The organism is Giesbergeria sp. (genome assembly GCF_028686475.1).
GTDB lineage: Bacteria > Pseudomonadota > Gammaproteobacteria > Burkholderiales > Burkholderiaceae_C > Simplicispira.
In genome coordinates, this window is record NZ_JAQUCA010000005.1 from 143,599 (window position 1) to 160,415 (window position 16,817).

Consider the following 16,817-nt stretch of genomic DNA (forward strand, 5'->3'; position numbering starts at 1 on the left):
TATTTTGCTGAAGGCTGCAACGCCTAGAATCCGCCCCCATGTCCGCTAAACCTACTCCCTCTACCGCTCTGCCTGCCTACTCTGAAAGTTCTATCCGCGTACTCAAGGGGCTAGAGCCTGTCAAGCAGCGCCCCGGCATGTACACGCGCACCGACAACCCGCTGCACATTGTGCAAGAGGTGTTGGACAACGCCGCCGACGAAGCCTTAGCTGGGTATGGCAAAAAAATCAAAGTGAGTTTGCACCTCGATGGCTCCATCAGTGTCGAAGACGATGGCCGGGGTATTCCGTTTGGCCTGCACCCGGAAGAAAATGCCCCCGTGGTGGAACTGGTATTCACCCGCCTGCACGCGGGCGGCAAGTTTGACAAGGGCCAAGGTGGGGCTTACAGCTTCTCCGGCGGCCTGCATGGCGTAGGCGTGAGCGTCACCAATGCGCTGTCCACCCGCCTAGAAGTTACCAGCCACCGCGAAGGCCAAAGCGCCCGTTTGGTTTTTTCTGGCGGCGATGTGGTTGAAGCCTTGCAGCTACGCCCCTTGCAAGCCGGTGAGCGCAAACAAGGCACCACAGTGCGCGTTTGGCCCGATGCCAAATACTTCGAATCGAACCAATTGCCGATGGCCGAATTGGTGCATTTGTTGCGAAGCAAAGCGGTGCTGATGCCCGGCGTGACCGTGACGCTGGCCAACGAAAAAACCCGCGACAGCCAAACTTGGCAATACAAAGGCGGCTTGCGTGATTACCTGCTGCAAACGCTGGTGGCTGATACGGTCATTCCGCTCTGGGAGGGCCAAGGTTTTGCCGATAGCAGCCACGATAGTTTTGCCGAGGGCGAAGGCGCAGCCTGGGCAGTGGCTTTTACCGACGAAGGCGCACCCGTGCGCGAAAGCTATGTGAACCTGATTCCCACCAGTGCCGGGGGCACGCACGAGTCCGGTTTGCGCGATGGCCTGTTCCAAGCCGTAAAAAGCTTTATTGAGCTACACAGCCTGCTGCCCAAAGGGGTCAAGCTGATGCCCGAAGATGTGTTTGCCCGCGCCAGCTATGTGCTGAGTGCCAAAGTGCTAGACCCACAATTCCAAGGCCAAATCAAAGAACGCCTGAACTCGCGCGATGCAGTGCGGCTGGTGTCGGGCTTTGTGCGCCCAGCGCTAGAACTGTGGCTGCATGAGCATGTCGAATACGGCAAAAAACTGGCCGAATTGGCGATTAAAGCCGCACAAACACGCCAACGCGCCGGGCAAAAGGTAGAAAAGCGCAAAGGCTCGGGCGTGGCGGTGCTGCCGGGCAAACTCACCGATTGCGAAAGCCGCGACATTGTCTACAACGAACTCTTTTTGGTGGAGGGCGACTCGGCTGGTGGCAGCGCCAAAATGGGCCGCGACAAAGAAAACCAAGCCGTGCTGCCACTGCGCGGCAAGGTACTCAATACCTGGGAAGTAGAGCGCGACCGGCTGTTTGCCAACAACGAAATCCACGACATTGCCGTGGCGATTGGGGTTGACCCCCACGGCCCAGACGATGCCCCCGATTTGTCGGGCCTGCGCTACGGCAAAATTTGTATTTTGTCCGATGCCGATGTGGATGGTTCACACATCCAAGTGCTGCTGCTGACGCTGTTTTTCCGGCATTTCCCCAAGTTGATTGACACCGGCCATGTGTTTGTGGCGCGGCCACCGTTGTTCCGCGTCGATGTGCCCGCACGCGGTAAAAAACCGGCCAGCAAAGTCTATGCACTGGACGAAGGCGAATTGAGCGCGATTTTGGACAAATGCGCCAAAGAGGGCGTGCCGCGCGACAAATGCACCATCAGCCGCTTTAAGGGCTTGGGCGAGATGAACGCCGACCAGCTCTGGGAGACCACGCTCAACCCGGATACCCGCCGTTTAATGCCGGTGCAGTTGGGCGGGCTGGACTTTACCGCCACTGCTGCTTTGTTGACCAAGTTAATGGGCAAGGGCGAGGCAGCATCACGCCGCGAGTTGATGGAATTGCACGGCGATAGCGTGGAAGTGGATATTTAACACACCATCGCCGCAGTGGCGGTATCTCAGTCGAGGTGGCCCCAATACAGCAGTGCATCCCGCCCCTGCACCGATAACTCCACCGTGGCCCCCACAGGCAACAACACCTTGGTTTCGACATGCCCATAGGGCAGGCCCGTCAGTACCGGGATAGTGAGTTGGCTGCGTAGCCACTCCACCACGCTGGCCAGCTTGAAGCCCTTGTCGTGGGCGGCCAAGGTGTAGCCGGTAAATTGGCCCAATACGATGGCCTGCTGCTGCGCCAATACCCCGGCGTGGTGCAGTTGCGTCAACATGCGCTCGATACGGTAAGGGTGTTCGTTCACATCCTCTAAAAACAAGATGCCACCGGGAACCTGTGGGAAATACGGCGTGCCCAGCAAGGCGCACAGCACCGTCAGGTTGCCGCCCCAGAGTTTGGCCGACTCGATATGCAGTTCATCGGGCAGCGGCGCTGGTGCGGTGGACGATTTTTTGCACGCGGGCAAGCGCCAGCCCGAGCCTTCGCCGTGGCCGAACAACAAATCTTCAAAACAGGCTTGCATGATGTCGTCGGGCGGCTCGGTGCCAGCAAAGTCTGGGCACAGCGCTGGCCCCGCCCAAGTGGTCGCCCCGGTTTGTGCCAGCACCGCCAACTGAAACGCCGTGAAATCGCTCACCCCGACAAACTGGGTGCCGCGCTCTATCGCTTGGGCAATGGCCGCATAGGGCAAGCCCGGCAAAATGCGCGTGAGACCATAACCGCCGCGTGAAATCAGCGCTATATCGGCCCCACTGGCCGCAGCACGGGCAATCGCAGCCAAGCGCGTAGCATCGTCTCCGGCAAAACGGGTCTGGCGCGATAAGGCATCGGCATCTATTTCTACTTGATGGCCCATGGCTTGCAAGCGCTTGATGGCCCGGCGAAACCCCGCTTTATCGCGCACCGCGCTAGAGGGCGAATAGATGTAAATATGCTTGGGGCCAGCGCCGTGGTCGTGGCCGCAATGGCAAGAAGGAGCGTGAGAAGACAAAAACTTTCAGACCCGGTAAAGGTCTGCTCCGTAAAAACGCAGGAAAAGAAGAAAAATCAAGCGGCAAAGTATTCCACAGCCTGCGCGGCCAATTTGCGGGCGGATTCGGCTTGGCGGTGTTGCTGCTGGCCGTGCAACAGGCGCAAGCCACGGTGCTGCTCAGGCAAGGTGGCTGCCACAGGCCACTGCGCCCAAGCCCGTGGCCCGGCTTGGAAACCCCGGTCGGGGAAGGGGGCTTGCCAAGGGTTGGGACTCTCTTCTGCGGAACAAAGTTCATCGAGCAGCAATTGCCCCACAGGGTGCAAGCTGGACAGCCTACCGGATAATTCGGCCAGCACGGGCGCAAAACCTTCGGTGACTAACACCCATCGGCCGCCCTGCGCTGAAGACAGGGCTTGCAGCAATTCTGACAGCACCTGCGCGTGCTGCGCCGGAGTATGCCAGCGCTCTTTTTTCGGCTTGTCACTGCGGCCAAAGCCTATCAGGTCGGGCACCACCACACGCTGCCCTAAAGCGACGAGTGCCGGTAGCAGATGGCGGTAGCTATAGCCCCAACGCTGTGGCCCATGCAAACACAGCCAGAGGGTGCTGGCCTCGGGCGGGCCAGCATCCACATAATGCAGACGCAAACCGGCCAAACTGGGCAAATGGCTGCAATACTGGGCGGGCCACGGCCAATCGGTCAGCTGGGCAAAACGCCCATCGGGGGTACGCAGGGCATCCTCACGCAAGGGATGTGCTGCCAAGGCGGCCATGCGTTGTTGCTGGCGACGCTGGCGGAAAAAATCTTGCAACAGTTGCGTGCATTCGTCGGCCAGCACGCCGCCTTGCACTTGGGTATGGTGGTTCAGTTGTGCTTGGGCAAACAGGTTCAGCACCGAACCCGCCACGCCGGTTTTGGCATCGGCAGCACCAAACACCACCCTTGGCAGGCGTGCGTGCAACATGGCCCCGCTGCACATGGCACAAGGCTCTAGCGTTACGTACAGGGTGCAGTCTTCTAGCCGGTAATTGCCCAATTGCTGCGCTGCGGCGCGCAAGGCGATGATTTCGGCGTGGGCCGTAGGGTCATGGCGGTGGATGGGCGCGTTGTGCGCGCTGGCAATGCACTGACCCGCGCGCACCACCACGGCACCCACCGGCACCTCGCCCGCTTGGGCAGCAGCTTGGGCTTGTGCCAAGGCCAAGCGCATCCAATGGGCATCATCGTGCAGGGTCATCCGATGAAGTCTAACAAGGCCTCAAAGTCCTTCTGATTCTTGGCTGCTTCGCTCTTAAAAGCGTCGCGTTGCATTTTCGGAAAACCATCCACCATCAACCTGACTAGCTGGTCGCGCTGCTGTGCCAAGATGGCTTGGTATGTGGGCTCGTGCGCTATTAACATTTTGAGAATAGCGCATACTTTATCGAGTTGACCGCCGCGGCGGGAAAACTCGTGCCCCAGCCCATCGACACTGATTTTTAGCAAATTACCCATGCCTGGCATATCACGCACCTTGGCACCGTGCGCCAACAAAGACTGCACGATTTTTGGGTGCCGCACATACATGGCTATTTCTATCGGATACTGCAAAGGCATCGTGCTACGCGCACGCACATTCGGGTCGGCCCCATGCTTGAGCAGTAGATCGACTATCTTGGGGGCCTCAAACCGGCACGCTTCGTACAGATGCGGGTAGCTTCTGTGGTGCACATGAAGATTGGCACCATGCTCTAGCATGAGTTGAACAATCTTCAGACTCTTGTTGGTCACAGCTCTGTTGAACACAGAGTACCCCGAGGAATCTTTACAGTTTGGGTCTGCTCCTTGCTCTAGTAACTCCTGTACCGTGCTTATGTTCTTTTTGCTTGCGATGGCCGATTGCAGAGCAAGGGTGGGGTTCACTGCATTGCATGGTGTGGCATTCATCTCTCCTCCGATCTTCGGTCAGTGGCTGCTGCAAGCAGCGTATGCACCCTCAAGGGAAAGCGCTATTTGGCCTCGTCGGGCAAGCTGCGTGGCTGTTGTACCAGCACTTCTACGGCTTGTTGTACTTGCTGTACCTGCTGGGCGGGTGGCTGGGCCGAGACGGCACCCGGCATAGGCGGAGCTACACCCGGTGCGCTAGGCATAGTCCCGTTGACAGGCGACGTAACACGGGCCAGCTGTTGACGCGCCAACAGCCCGACCACCGCCAGCGCCAGCACCAAAGCCACGAGAGTAAAAAGGGTTCGCATACAGAGAATTTAGGGCGCGGGGAGAGTGCTGGGGCTGCGCTGGTCTTTCAGGGCTACCTCGTATTGCAAAGTCAGGTTATCGGCAATTTCTAGCAAACGCTCGCTGGCCCCAGCCATCGCACGCAAACCACGCGGGTCTGGGTCGCGGCCAAAGGAGGCAGTAAAAAAGACCCATTGCATATCGGCGGCCATGAGTTCGGTGCGTAAGCTGCTGTTGCTCACCGGGGCTGTATTTAAGGTGCTGAAGATGCGTTTGCACTCGTCCAAATCGGCTTGGCGCTGCTCGCGCAGGGCAGCCATATCTTGTCCAGCGGCTTGTAAAAAATAATTTTTAGCCAGCCGCTGCGAGCGCATTCGCAAACCCGCGCAAGCCTGAATCAGCGGGTGCATCCCGGCTTTGCCCAGCCGCTCTAGGCCATGAAACAGTACCTCGGCGGCGGCCAGCATCTGGTCGGCTTGGCTGCTGATGGTGATAGAGCTTTCGCGCGTGGGCGGGGCCTGCACCAGCTGATCGACGACCTCGAAGTGTTTACGCAACTGCGCCACATGGCCAGCAATATCGGCGGGCCAAGCCACTTTGGCCATTTCTTCTAGCGTGGACTGCACCAGTCGCTGCGAAGGCTCTAAAGCCAGTTTGGCATCGTCGGGCTGCACTTTGAGGTGCAGTTGCAAGTGAATTTTGGCCAAACGCTGCGCCAAGGCACCCACCCGGCTGGCGCGGTGCAGCCAAGCGCTGGCGTTAGGGCCGGGCAGTTGCGCCCACACCGCCCCAGTGCTCGCACACAGGCCCCAAACCCCCACTGCGCGCAAGAGGTCGCGGCGTGGCATTTGTGGCAAAGCAGACACACCGGAACCAGAAGAAAGTTGGGAAAACAAAGATAAAGACAACATAAATGCAAAGCTCCGGGGTGATGGGGATGCACACAAAAAAGAGGTACTGATTGTGCGTTCAGCCTCTTGGCGTGGCCATGATGCAGGTCAAGGCCTAGGGTTTTCAGGGGGGCAGGTGCAGCACATTGAGGTTCGGGCCTAAGGCTTGGCGCGCCAGTGGCACCAAATGCGCGTGGTGGGTTAAGAAGATGACTTGGGTTTTACGCGCCAGTGCGCCCAAGGCTTGCAAGCCAGCGCTGGTGCGTTGGTCGTCAAAGTTGATGAACAGGTCATCGGCCACAAAGGGCATGGCCCGGCCCGGCTGCAAGTGCATGTGCAGGGCGGCCAAACGCAGAGCCAGATAGAGTTGGTCGCGGCTGCCTTCGCTTAGGCCCTCTACCCCCACCAATGGCCCGCCCCCTAGCGGGCGGCAGCCGTACAGACGCGGCTTGTCGCCTTCGCTATCGACGACCAAGCGCTCAAACGCGCCCAGCGTGAGTTGGGCAAAAATTTGGCTGGCCAACGCCAACATGGGGCCTTGTTGGGTTTCGCGGAAGCGGGCGATGCTCCAGCGCAGGCAGCGCATCATGGTGTGCAGTTGCACGTAGCGCTGGGCGGCATCGGCCATGCGGGTAATAGCCTCTTGGCGTTGGCCTTCGGCTTGGGCGGCGCGGTCGCCACCGTCAAAGGCGGTCAGTTGGCTGCGCTTGTCTTGGGCGCTGGCGCTAAGGGCTTCGGTGCGGCTTTGCCATTGTTGGTCTTGGGCATCGAGTGCTTGCAGGGCCGACGGGATGTCGGTGCTGGCCAGCGTCTGCACTTCGGCACGCAGGGCATCCAGGGGCAGGCCATCGCTTTGGGCCTGCAATTGGGCTTGCACTTGCGCCAAGGTTTGTTGGACCTGTTGCTGCTGGCGTTGGTTTTCTTGGGCGGCGCTTAAACGCTGGTGCAGAGCCAGTATTTGGTCTTCGGGGCTTTGGCTTTGCAGTTCGGGGGCCAAACGCTGGCACAGCGCGTGCGCGGCCACGGCCAAGGCATCTAAATCGGCCTGCATGGCTTCGATGCGCTCGGTGCGGATGCTGTCTATTTTGTCTAGCCCTTGTTGGATTTGCTCCAGCGTGTCGAGGGCGCTACGCACCACGTCCGCTGGGGTGTCGCTGGGGTAATGGGCCGCTTGCAGTGCCTGTTGCCATTGCTGTTGCCAGTCGTGCCATTGCTGTTGGGCTTGTTGGCTCTCGGTTTGCAGTTGCTGCAAGGTACGACGAGCGCTGCTGGCTTGCTGCTCTAGGCTGGCGCGCTGGCCGTGCAGGCGCTCGGCGGCAGCTAGGCGCTGGCGCGCTTGGGCAATGCACTCGGCCAAACTGGGGAGGGCCGCCGCTGGCGGCTGCGCTGGCGCTAGTGCTGCTGCTGGCGTGCTAGGCCATAACAGCGCCAGCAAGGCGCTGTGGGCCTGTTGCTGGGCTTGCTGCGTGGCCTGGCTTTGGCGCTGGCAGCGCTCGATGGTTTGTTGCAAGGCCAACACTTGGTTGCGCTGCTCTAACCAAGGGCCAGCAGCGGCCAAGGGCAGGCCAGCGGGCAATCGGCAGGCTTGTACCAGTTGTTGCCATTGTTGTTGCCGCGCTTGCAAACGTTGCTCTAGCTGTTGGCGGCGCTGCACTTGCTGCGCCAACTCTAGCGCCAAGCGCTCTAGGTGCTGGGCTTGGGCTTGGTATTGGGCTTCGTATTCGATGCGCTCTAGGCGGGCATCGGCCAAAGCATCGGCTTGGAGCAGTAGGCGCTGGTAGTGCAGCCACTGGGGCGCATCAGCGGGGGCAGTAGGGGTAGGAGTGGTGGAGGCGAGAGATGTGGCGCAGATTTGTTGCCAATAGGCATCGCGCGCTTGGCGGGCTTGTTGCACCTGTTGCTGGCCAATGGGCTGCCACTGCGCTACCGATTGCGCTAGTGCGGCTTGCTGCTGCTCTAGTTCGGCTTGTTGGGTTTGTTGTTGATTTTGGGCGGCCTCTAGCGCGGCTTGGTCGTGGCGCTGGGCCAGCAGCAGGGCTTGCACTTCGGTGGCATCGGGCACCAACAGGGCTTGCAATTGCGGCAAGGGCAGGGCATACGGTCCCAGCGCTTGCCATGCCAACGCCAAGGCGCTTTGGCTCTCGGCCAATTGCTCTTGCAGGGCTTGCCATTGGTTGGCGTGCTGGCTGCCTTGCTGGGCCTGCTCTAGCGCCACTTGCAGGGCGGTGGTATCGCTGTGGACGGTCAGTGCTTGCAATTGGGCTTGGGTGTGGGCCAAGGCTTGTTGTTGCGCTGTCAGTTGCTGCTGGGCAAATTGGCACTGTTGTTGCAGCAGGCCGTGGCTTTGCAGCAAGGCGGCTAAACGGGCGCGCATGGCCGGGGTGGGCAAACGCTGGCGCACGGCCTCGGGGTTGCTGCTGGGCCAAGCCAAAGTGTGCGCGCTGGCTTGCACTTTGAGCCAATGGCTGTGCAACTCGGCGGCGCGTTTTTCTATGTCGGGGCGATGGGCGCGGTATTGCACCCGGCGCGCGTCCAGCTCTTGGATTTCAATAGCCAAGGCCAGACAAGCGGTATCTGCGGGCAAGCTGGCCTGTGCTTGCACCGCCTGCACGGCAGCATCGAGGCGCTGCAAATAAGGGGCGACACGGCGCACGCGCTCTAGTTGTTGGCGCTGGCGCTGCGCTTGGTCGCGTTCGGTACGCACGGCCAGCAGTTGCTGCTCGATGTCGGCCAGCGCATCGCGCAGGGTTTTCCAGCCATGAGCGCGGGTTGTGGCTTGCTTGAGGGCTTGTTGGGCCGCGTCCATATCGCTGTGCGCTTGGTAATACAGCCGTTTTTCGGATTTGCGCGGTGCCCACAGGCCATCGGCTTCGTCTTCTAAACCTTGCAATACCTTGCCCAATTGCTCTAATCCCGAGGCCGATTGAAACAACATGCGCCCGACATCGTCTGCCGCCGACAAAATACCCGCTCCGCCCGCCAGTAGCGCGGCGTGGTCTAAAGAGAACATTTGCTCGAACAGCGGGCGCTGCACATCGCCCAACCACGGCTGCAAGGCGGTGTCGGGCAGCGGCTGGTCGTTGCTATCGCGCAGGGTGTTTTTGTTGCCTTTGCTGCGCTGAAATGCCAATTGCTGGCTTTGCACTTCTAAAACCCCGGCCAAACGCAACTCGGGCATGGGGTGCAAAAAGGCCATGCTGGTGTGCGTTTTGATGCCAAACAGCCAATCGCCCAAAGCGGCCCGGGTGGTGGATTTGCCGGCCTCGTTGGGGCCAACAATCAAGTGGATGTCGGGGGGGGGATTTTGTGGCGCATCTTGTAGCGTACCGGGCAGCGGTGCGGGCAAGTCCAGCACGTGGTGGGTAAATTTGCCGTAGCGAATCAATTGCAGCTGGCGGATACGCATGGGGGATGTTTCCTCAGTCCTGTGCTTGTTGCACCCGTGCCAACAACAGCGGCAGGGCCTCGGCCAGCAAAGCAGCGGGTGGGCCATCGCGCGCGGCTTGCAGCTCGGGGCTGGCGGCCAGCACCTCGGGCGGTAGTTTGCTCAGCAGCGGGCTAAGGCTGTGGCGCACATCGGCCAAAAATTCGGCATCGTGCAAGGCTTCTTGGGCCAAGCCGTGCAAGGTGTCTAAGGCGGCCAGTGCATCACCTAATGCTGGCGTAGTTTGGGCGATGGCTTGGGTGGCTATCTGCACTTTTTCAATCCACAGCCGTTCGGCATCCAAGCCAATGGCTTGGGCCAGCACTTCTTGGCGCAGATGGGCTTGTTGGGCCAGTAAGGCGTGGTGCAATGGGCTAGTACCACACAGGCGCACACGCACCGCCAGCGGACGCTGGTGGTCAGTTTGCTCTAACAGCAGTTGGTGCAGGGCTTGACCGACGGCACGCATGGCAGCGGCCCAATCGCTGTGGCTACTGACATCTACTGCCAGCTCTGCCCAACGCAATACGTCCACCCAAAGTGGCTCGATGGCGAGCAAATCGCCGTCTTCCAGCGTGACCAGCAATGCGCCGTGCGCGCCGGTTTCGCGGATATGGCGGCCTTGCAAATTGCCCGCAAAGACAATGGTGGGCTGGCCGTGGCGTATCCATTGGGTATGCACATGGCCCAACGCCCAATACTGGTAACCTTTGGCATCCAACTCGGCAATGGAACACGGCGCGTAGCTGGCATGGGCGGCATGGCCTTCTAGGGCGGTGTGCAGCACCCCGATATTGAACCAACCGGGCACCGGTGGCGGGTAACTGGCGGCTAAGTTATCGGTGGTGACCGCCGTTTTGAAACTGCGTCCATGCAATGCCACGCGCAGGGCCTCGATGCGAAAAGTGTGCGCCTTGTTGCCAGGAAACACCCGCACGTTGTCGGGCAGCTCTAGGCGTTTGGTGATTTCATGCTCGGCATCGTGGTTGCCATACAGGAGATAGACCGCAATGCCCGCTTGGCGCAAACGCCCCATTTGGCGCACCAAAAACAACCCGGTATTAAAGTCGCGCCAATCACCATCGTACAAATCCCCCGCAATCACCATGAAATCCACTGCCGCGTCGATGGCCCGACTGACCAACTGCTCTAACGCGGCGCGGGTGGCGCTGCGTAGGCGCTGCGCTGGGGCATCGGGGTAAGCGGCCAAACCGCGCAGGGGGCTGTCTAAGTGGATGTCGGCGGCGTGGATGAATTTCATGGATGGGGTGGGAGGCTCAAGCCGGTAATGGTAGCGGTTGTGCCTGTTCTAAATGTACCAAGCTGTATTCCAAGCCACTGGCGGCACGCTGGCGCTGGCGTGCTACCTCGTGCCAGCCCGGCCCTAACACTGGGGCCAGCGCATCGCCGACAAAATTTTGGTGGATTTCGGTCACCACCGCCGCGTGGGCATAGGGGGCCGCCTGTGCGTAAATTTGCGCGCCACCTATCACCCAAACCACGGCAGCCTCAGCGCACCAAGCCACCGCCTCGGGCAAACTGGCGGCACGCACGGCCCCAGCATCCGACCAATCTGGCTGGCGCGTAATCACGATGTTCTGCCGCCCCGGCAAAGGCCGAAAACGCGGCGGCAATGAATCCCAGGTTTTGCGCCCCATAATCACTGGGCAACCTTGGGTTTGCTGGCGAAAATGGGCCAAATCTTCGGGCAGATGCCAAGGCATTTGGCCGTTCAGGCCAATCGTGCCGTTCTCGGCGCGGGCGTAAATCAGGTGCAGGCGCATAGCTGCTTTATACCGCGACGGGGGCTTTGATGGCCGGGTGGTGTTGGTAGCCTTGCACCTCAAAATCGTCCAAGGTGTAGTCGAACAAGGTCTCGGGTTTGCGCCGCAGGTGCAGGCTAGGGTAGGCAAAGGGCTGGCGCGCCAACTGGGTTTGTACCTGTTCGGTATGGTTGTCGTAAATGTGGCAATCGCCACCCGTCCAGATAAAGTCACCCACCTGCAAATCGCATTGCTGCGCCACCATGTGCGTCAGTAGCGCATAGCTGGCAATGTTGAACGGCACGCCCAAGAAAATATCGGCGCTGCGCTGGTACAACTGGCACGACAATTTGCCCTCGGCCACATAAAACTGGAACAGCGCATGGCAGGGCATGAGCGCCATTTGGTCTAAATCGGCCACATTCCAAGCACTGACCACCATGCGGCGGCTATCAGGGTTGGTTTTGAGCTGCTCTAGCACCTGGGCGATTTGGTCGATATGGCCGCCAGCGCGCGTGGGCCAATTGCGCCACTGCACGCCATACACCGGCCCCAAATCGCCATCGGCACGCGCCCACTCATCCCAAATGGTGCAGCCGCGCTCTTGCAGCCATTGGACATTGCTATCGCCGCGCAAAAACCACAGCAATTCCAAAATAATCGACTTGAGATGCACCTTTTTGGTCGTGACCAGTGGGAAACCCTCACTCAGGTCAAAACGCATTTGGTAGCCAAACACGCTGCGGGTGCCGGTGCCGGTGCGGTCGGCCTTGCTCACCCCATGTTGATACACATGGCGCATAAAGTCTTCGTATGGGGAGCGAACCTGAGGGCTGGACATGGAACAAACAGACACAAAAAAATGGAAACGGGCAAAAGAGGGCGATTTTAGGCCCGCAACACCCGCCCCGGATTGAACAAATTTTGCGGGTCTAAAGCCTGCTTGATGGAGCGCATCAGCCCCAAAGCCACCGGCGATTGGTAGCGTTCTAACTGCGCCACTTTGAGTGCGCCCACGCCATGCTCGGCAGAAAAGCTGCCGCCAAACTGCGCCACCGCGTCATAGACCAGCTGATTGACGCGCGGCTCTTGTTCGCGCAGAAATTGCGCTGCGTCATAGCCCAGCGGGGCTTGTACGTTGTAATGCAAATTGCCATCGCCCAAATGGCCGAAATTGACCACCCGCACCCCGGCAATCGCTTGCGCCAACAAAGCGTCGGTATGGGCCACAAAGGCCGGAATACGCGCAATCGGCAGCGCAATATCGTGCTTGATGTTCAGCCCTTCGCGGGCTTGTGCGGCAGAGATGCTCTCGCGCACCTGCCACAGCATCAGGGCCTGAATTTGATTTTGTGCCACCACCGCATCTTGGATGCACTCTGCCGCCAAGGCGGCCTCCATCAGGGCCTCGAACCGGTCACGGGCGTGGTCTTCGGATTCGCTATCGGCATTTTCTAGCAGCACAAACCACGGTGCATCCAGTTCGGCCAGTAAAGGCACGCGCAACATCGGCATGTGCCGCGCCACCAAATCCAACGCTGGGCGACCCATGACTTCAAAGCCGGTCAGGCCCGCGCCCAAATAGCGCTGCGCCAAATCCAGCAACACCACCGCTTGCTCTAGCGTCGGCACTGCCGCCCATGCCGTGAGCTGTGCTGCTGGCGGCGGAAACAGTTTGAGCGTGGCCGCAGTGATGATGCCCAAGGTGCCCTCGCTGCCAATGAACAGGTGGCGCAAGTCGTAGCCGGTGTTGTCTTTACGCAGACCGCGCAGGCCGTCCCACACTTCGCCTTGCGCTGTCACCACCTCCAGCCCCAAGCACAGCTCACGCGCATTGCCATAGCGCAACACTTGCGTGCCTCCGGCATTGCAAGCCAAATTGCCACCCAAGGTGCAACTGCCCTGCGAGGCCAAGGACAGCGGAAACAACAACCCGGCCTGCGCGGCCACCTGCTGGGCGTTTTGCAAAATGCAACCAGCCTCTAAGGTCATGCTCAGGTTGTGCGGTTCGATGGCGCGCACCGCATTCATGCGCGCCAAACTGAGTACCAACTCGCGCCCCGAGGCATCGGGGGTCGAACCCAAAGACAAGCCGGTATTGCCCCCTTGCGCCACGATGGGCGTGCCAGTGGCAGCACAGCTACGCACCACGGCGGCCACTTCAGCCGTATTGGCCGGGCGCACCACGGCCAACGCTTGGCCTGGGGGGCAACGCTGGCGACGGTCTTGCTCCCAAGCGCCGAGGCCGTCACCCGTTAGCACATGGGCCGGGCCTACGGCATGGCGCAATTGCGCTAACAGTTCAGAAGACATGGCCGCCTCCATCGTTTAGCTCGGCACTGGGGGATTGCTCTGGGCAGCGGCCAGCTTGGCACTGCGCAGACGCAAACGGATATGGGCAGTGCAGGCGGTAAACAGCACCAAGCACAAAATGACCTCTAGCAGCGCCAAAAAATTGCCGGGTGGGCGGTCGCTCCAAGCGCGCACACAGCCTTCCGTTACATACAACCACACCATCAAACTCAGCCAACGGTAGGTGTACATCCGGTTTTTCAGCAGCCCGGCCAGCGGAATGCACAGCGGCAGTGCCTTCAGCGCCAGCCACGAACCCCCAGGACGCACCGGGGCCAAGAATAACTCCCAAGCCAAGCACAAAAAAATGAGCAGCAACAGGCTCACCACCGCAATGCGGCGGCTGTGATGCACTCCGGCAGTGGTTACCACCAAGGCAGGCGATGCCAAGGAGCCAGAAGAAGCAGGGGCAGCAGGGGCAGCAGAGGCAGCAGAGGCAGCAGAGGCAGAATCAGAATAAGGGGTTTGCATGACGCAGGCATCATACCGAGGTGCCATACTTAGCACCCTGGACGTCAGCCCGTGGTCAGTCAGTGACCTGTAAGTGCAAGCGTCCAAAGTAGATTGATATTTCCGACAGTCAACTTCAGGAGACAACCCGCATGACTGCACCCTCTAACGCCATCGAATCCACCTTGGTCGAAAACCGCGTTTTCCCGCCCTCTGATGCCACCGTGGCTGCCGCTCGCATTTCTGGCATGGCTGGCTACGAAGCCCTGTGCGCCGAAGCAGAACAAGACTACGAAGGCTTCTGGGCCCGTCTGGCGCGCGAAAACGTGGTGTGGAACAAGCCCTTCACGCAAACCCTGGACGAGTCCAGCGCTCCGTTTTACAAGTGGTTCCAAGACGGCGAACTCAACGCCTCGGCCAACTGCCTCGACAAGCACATTGGCACGCCCACCGAAAACAAAACCGCCATCATTTTTGAGGCCGACGGCGGCGAAGTCACCAAAGTGACCTACAAAGAGCTGTTAGACAAAGTCAGCCAATTTGCCAACGTCCTCAAATCCAAGGGTGTGCAAAAGGGCGACCGCGTGGTCCTGTACATGCCCATGACGATTGAAGGCGTGATTGCCATGCAGGCTTGCGCCCGTATCGGTGCCACCCACAGCGTCGTGTTTGGCGGCTTCTCCTCCAAAGCCCTGCACGAGCGCATCCATGATGCCGGTGCCGTGGCCGTGGTCACTGCCAACTACCAAATGCGTGGCGGCAAAGAGCTGCCGCTCAAGTCCATCGTCGATGAAGCCTTGGCTACCGGCGGTTGCGAGTCCGTCAAGAGCGTGCTGGTGTTCCAGCGCACTCCCACTGCCGTCAACATGGTGGCTGGCCGCGACACCTTCATGCACGAAGAAATGGCCGCCCAATCCACCGATTGTCCGCCCGAAATGGTCGGTGCCGAGCATCCGCTGTTTGTGCTTTACACCTCCGGCTCTACCGGCAAGCCCAAGGGCGTGCAGCACAGCACCGGCGGCTACCTGCTGTGGGCCAAGCTCACGATGGATTGGACGTTTGACCTGCAAGACAGCGATGTTTTCTGGTGTACTGCCGACATCGGCTGGATTACCGGCCACAGCTATGTCGCCTACGGCCCCTTGGCTGCGGGTGCCACGCAAATTATCTTTGAAGGCGTGCCCACCTTCCCCAAGGCCAATCGTTTCTGGACGATGATCGAAAAGCACAAGTGCACCATTTTCTACACTGCACCCACCGCTATCCGTTCACTCATCAAGGCCGCCGACAGCGACGAGAGCATCCACCCCGCACGCTCTGACCTGAGCAGCCTGCGTATCCTCGGTTCGGTGGGCGAACCCATCAACCCCGAAGCCTGGATGTGGTACTACAAGAACGTCGGCGGTGAGCGCTGCCCGATTGTGGATACCTTCTGGCAAACCGAAACCGGCGGCCACATGGTCACGCCGCTGCCTGGTGCTACCCCGCTGGTGCCCGGTTCTTGCACCCTGCCGCTGCCCGGTATCCAAGTAGCGATTGTCGATGAAACCGGCCACGACGTGCCCAACGGCTCCGGTGGTATTTTGGTAGTCAAGAAGCCTTGGCCCTCCATGATTCGCACCATCTGGGGTGACCCCGAGCGCTTCAAGAAGAGCTACTTCCCCGAAGAACTCAAGGGCTATTATTTGGCGGGCGACGGCGCAGTACGCAGTGCTGACCGAGGTTACTTCCGCATCACTGGCCGTATTGACGACGTATTGAACGTTTCCGGCCACCGCATGGGCACGATGGAAATCGAATCGGCCTTGGTTGCCAAGAGCGACATCGTGGCCGAAGCCGCCGTGGTGGGCCGCCCCGACGACCTGACCGGCGAGGCCATCGTGGCCTTCGTGGTGCTCAAAGGCCCCGTGCCTACCGGCGATGCCGCCAAGGCCTTGGCTAACGAGCTGCGTAACTGGGTGGGCAAAGAAATCGGCCCGATTGCCAAGCCGAAAGAAATCCGCTTTGGCGAAAACCTGCCCAAGACCCGTTCCGGCAAAATCATGCGTCGCCTGTTGCGCGGCATTGCCAAGGGCGAGACCCTGACGCAAGATACTTCCACACTGGAAAATCCGCACATCTTGGAGCAGTTGGCCCGTACCAACTAAGCCCTGCGCGGCGTTAACGCACCAACCCGGCCTCTGTGCCGGGTTTTTTGCGTATGCTTACACTGAAACCACTGATAGGAGTTCTTTTATGCCAATGTTTGTCGATACCTCGCCGCCCGGTCAATGTATTTTTTGCCGTCTGGTGGCCGGAGAAATTCCCGCTGCCCGTGTCTATGAAGATGCCCTGACGATTGCTTTTATGGACATCGGCCAAGTCAATCCCGGTCATGTGCTGGTAGCCACCAAACGCCATGCTGCCACGCTGCTGGACATCACCCCTGAAGAAGCTGCCGCCGTGATGCAAACCGCACAGCGCGTAGCCAGTGCGGTACAAGCCACCTTTGACCCGCCCGGCATCACGCTATTGCAGGCCAATGGGCGCGAGGGCGACCAAACCGTGTTCCACTTCCATTTGCATGTGGTACCACGCCATGCCCAAGACGGCATCGCCCTGAGCTGGCCGCGCAAAGACCCCGATGCAGCTATTTTGCAAGACTACGCCGCGCAACTGAGCCGCGCCATCACCCCTACCCCCTAGACGGTAGTATCTACCGGCA

14 protein-coding genes are annotated in these 16,817 nt (G+C 60.0%); 3 read left to right on the top strand and 11 right to left on the bottom strand.

Annotation, left to right across the window (positions count from 1 at the left end):
* The first annotated feature begins 38 nt into the window (after positions 1-38).
* Positions 39-2,024: a DNA topoisomerase IV subunit B gene (locus PHX60_RS05190; protein ID WP_300075516.1), complete on the top strand. Its 1,986-nt coding sequence runs from the start codon at positions 39-41 to the stop codon at positions 2,022-2,024.
* A gap of 26 nt (positions 2,025-2,050) precedes the next feature.
* Here PHX60_RS05190 and PHX60_RS05195 read toward each other — a convergent pair whose 3' ends face one another.
* The 11 genes from PHX60_RS05195 to PHX60_RS05245 all read right to left on the bottom strand — a co-directional run bounded on the left by PHX60_RS05195 (position 2,051) and on the right by PHX60_RS05245 (position 14,161).
* Positions 2,051-3,037: an LD-carboxypeptidase gene (locus PHX60_RS05195; RefSeq protein ID WP_300075518.1), complete on the bottom strand. Its 987-nt coding sequence runs from the start codon at positions 3,035-3,037 to the stop codon at positions 2,051-2,053.
* Between the two features lie 56 nt (positions 3,038-3,093).
* Positions 3,094-4,257: a tRNA adenosine(34) deaminase TadA gene (tadA, locus tag PHX60_RS05200; protein ID WP_300075520.1), complete on the bottom strand. Its 1,164-nt coding sequence runs from the start codon at positions 4,255-4,257 to the stop codon at positions 3,094-3,096.
* Positions 4,254-4,946, bottom strand: coding sequence for an ankyrin repeat domain-containing protein (locus PHX60_RS05205; RefSeq protein WP_300075522.1), 693 nt, complete (start codon positions 4,944-4,946; stop codon positions 4,254-4,256). Before PHX60_RS05205 ends, tadA begins: the two co-directional genes overlap by 4 nt.
* A gap of 62 nt (positions 4,947-5,008) precedes the next feature.
* Positions 5,009-5,254: a hypothetical protein gene (locus tag PHX60_RS05210; RefSeq protein WP_300075524.1), complete on the bottom strand. Its 246-nt coding sequence runs from the start codon at positions 5,252-5,254 to the stop codon at positions 5,009-5,011.
* Between the two features lie 9 nt (positions 5,255-5,263).
* Positions 5,264-6,145 (bottom strand): hypothetical protein, encoded by an 882-nt coding sequence (locus tag PHX60_RS05215; RefSeq protein WP_300075526.1) that lies wholly within the window; start codon positions 6,143-6,145, stop codon positions 5,264-5,266.
* 103 nt (positions 6,146-6,248) lie between these two features.
* Complete coding sequence (locus tag PHX60_RS05220) at positions 6,249-9,530, bottom strand: AAA family ATPase (protein ID WP_300075528.1); 3,282 nt, start codon at positions 9,528-9,530, stop codon at positions 6,249-6,251.
* Positions 9,531-9,543: 13 nt separating this feature from the next.
* Positions 9,544-10,809 carry a DNA repair exonuclease gene (locus PHX60_RS05225; protein ID WP_300075530.1) on the bottom strand — a complete coding sequence of 422 codons (1,266 nt, stop codon included), beginning with the start codon at positions 10,807-10,809 and terminating at the stop codon, positions 9,544-9,546.
* Positions 10,810-10,825: 16 nt separating this feature from the next.
* Entirely contained in the window at positions 10,826-11,332 is a 507-nt protein-coding gene (locus PHX60_RS05230; protein ID WP_300075532.1) for a dihydrofolate reductase, read from the bottom strand.
* A gap of 7 nt (positions 11,333-11,339) precedes the next feature.
* Positions 11,340-12,152 (bottom strand): thymidylate synthase, encoded by an 813-nt coding sequence (locus PHX60_RS05235; protein WP_300075534.1) that lies wholly within the window; start codon positions 12,150-12,152, stop codon positions 11,340-11,342.
* A gap of 47 nt (positions 12,153-12,199) precedes the next feature.
* Positions 12,200-13,624, bottom strand: coding sequence for an FAD-binding oxidoreductase (locus PHX60_RS05240; protein WP_300075536.1), 1,425 nt, complete (start codon positions 13,622-13,624; stop codon positions 12,200-12,202).
* A gap of 15 nt (positions 13,625-13,639) precedes the next feature.
* The gene (locus PHX60_RS05245) at positions 13,640-14,161 is read right to left on the bottom strand and encodes a DUF2069 domain-containing protein (protein ID WP_300075538.1); all 522 of its coding nucleotides are present in this window, start codon (positions 14,159-14,161) and stop codon (positions 13,640-13,642) included.
* A 104-nt stretch (positions 14,162-14,265) separates the two neighbouring features.
* Between PHX60_RS05245 and acs the strand changes: the two genes are divergently transcribed.
* Both acs and PHX60_RS05255 read left to right on the top strand, forming a co-directional pair.
* A complete protein-coding gene (gene acs, locus PHX60_RS05250) occupies positions 14,266-16,260 on the top strand; it encodes an acetate--CoA ligase (protein WP_300075540.1) in 1,995 nt (664 codons plus the stop codon).
* Between the two features lie 88 nt (positions 16,261-16,348).
* Complete coding sequence (locus PHX60_RS05255) at positions 16,349-16,798, top strand: HIT family protein (protein ID WP_300075542.1); 450 nt, start codon at positions 16,349-16,351, stop codon at positions 16,796-16,798.
* The last annotated feature ends 19 nt before the right edge of the window (positions 16,799-16,817 follow it).

Coding starts and splice junctions, on each gene's coding strand:
- PHX60_RS05190 (WP_300075516.1), top strand. CDS start 39: ATGTCCGCTAAACCTACTCCCTCTACCGCTCTGCCTGCCTACTCTGAA.
- tadA (WP_300075520.1), bottom strand. CDS start 4,257: ATGACCCTGCACGATGATGCCCATTGGATGCGCTTGGCCTTGGCACAA.
- PHX60_RS05205 (WP_300075522.1), bottom strand. CDS start 4,946: ATGAATGCCACACCATGCAATGCAGTGAACCCCACCCTTGCTCTGCAA.
- PHX60_RS05210 (WP_300075524.1), bottom strand. CDS start 5,254: ATGCGAACCCTTTTTACTCTCGTGGCTTTGGTGCTGGCGCTGGCGGTG.
- PHX60_RS05215 (WP_300075526.1), bottom strand. CDS start 6,145: ATGTTGTCTTTATCTTTGTTTTCCCAACTTTCTTCTGGTTCCGGTGTG.
- PHX60_RS05220 (WP_300075528.1), bottom strand. CDS start 9,530: ATGCGTATCCGCCAGCTGCAATTGATTCGCTACGGCAAATTTACCCAC.
- PHX60_RS05225 (WP_300075530.1), bottom strand. CDS start 10,809: ATGAAATTCATCCACGCCGCCGACATCCACTTAGACAGCCCCCTGCGC.
- PHX60_RS05230 (WP_300075532.1), bottom strand. CDS start 11,332: ATGCGCCTGCACCTGATTTACGCCCGCGCCGAGAACGGCACGATTGGC.
- PHX60_RS05235 (WP_300075534.1), bottom strand. CDS start 12,152: ATGTCCAGCCCTCAGGTTCGCTCCCCATACGAAGACTTTATGCGCCAT.
- PHX60_RS05240 (WP_300075536.1), bottom strand. CDS start 13,624: ATGTCTTCTGAACTGTTAGCGCAATTGCGCCATGCCGTAGGCCCGGCC.
- PHX60_RS05245 (WP_300075538.1), bottom strand. CDS start 14,161: ATGGCACCTCGGTATGATGCCTGCGTCATGCAAACCCCTTATTCTGAT.
- acs (WP_300075540.1), top strand. CDS start 14,266: ATGACTGCACCCTCTAACGCCATCGAATCCACCTTGGTCGAAAACCGC.
- PHX60_RS05255 (WP_300075542.1), top strand. CDS start 16,349: ATGCCAATGTTTGTCGATACCTCGCCGCCCGGTCAATGTATTTTTTGC.